The sequence below is a fragment of the Pseudomonas sp. EL_65y_Pfl2_R96 genome, assembly GCF_963970905.1.
Classification (GTDB): domain Bacteria; phylum Pseudomonadota; class Gammaproteobacteria; order Pseudomonadales; family Pseudomonadaceae; genus Aquipseudomonas.
Map to the genome: position 1 here is coordinate 1 of NZ_CAXAQH010000131.1, position 671 is coordinate 671.

Here is a 671-nt window from a genome sequence, read left to right on the forward strand (position 1 = left end):
TGGGGGTGCGAATGGCGCTCGCGTGCGGTTGGAACCACAGATCCACTGGTTGGCAAATTCGCCGCAGGAGCTCGCCGATGTCCTGCGCAGGCTCGGCGTCATTCGTGATGGTTTCAACCACAAAAGCGGGCGGCAGGTATCCATGGCTGATATGATCGTGTTGGCAGGCGACACGGCAGTCGAGCATGCCGCAAATGAGCGCGGCGTTAATGTTAGTGTGCCGTTTTTCGTTGGTCGGGTCGATGCCACGCAGGAGCAAACCGATGTCGCAGCCTATAGAGCGATGGAGCCGGAAGCTGACGGATTTCGAAATTACTACAATCCAAAAGATCGCCTTTCCCCGACCGAAGCACTAGTGGATCGTGCCTACATGCTCGATCTGTCGGTGCCGGAAATGACCGTGCTGGTCGGGGGTATGCGAGCACTTAACGCAAACGCCGTCAAATCTGCGGTCGGCGTGTTAACCTACCGACCAGTGACCCTGAGCAACGACTTCTTTGTCAATCTTCTCGATATGAGGACCGTTTGGTCTAAATCTGTCCAAGATCCCGCGCTGTATGTAGGTAAGGACCGCGCAAGTGGTCAGTCGCGATGGACGGCATCTCCAGTTGATCTGATGTTCGGATCAAACTCCGAGCTTCGTGCGGTTTCTGAAGTCTATGCGCAAAACG

1 protein-coding gene is annotated in these 671 nt (G+C 55.6%); it reads left to right on the forward strand.

Annotated features, from left to right (window positions below; translation table 11 throughout):
- Window positions 1-22 precede the first annotated feature (22 nt).
- A partial coding sequence (locus AACY49_RS29825; RefSeq protein WP_339527784.1) for a peroxidase family protein occupies window positions 23-671 on the forward strand: 649 nt, incomplete at its 3' end.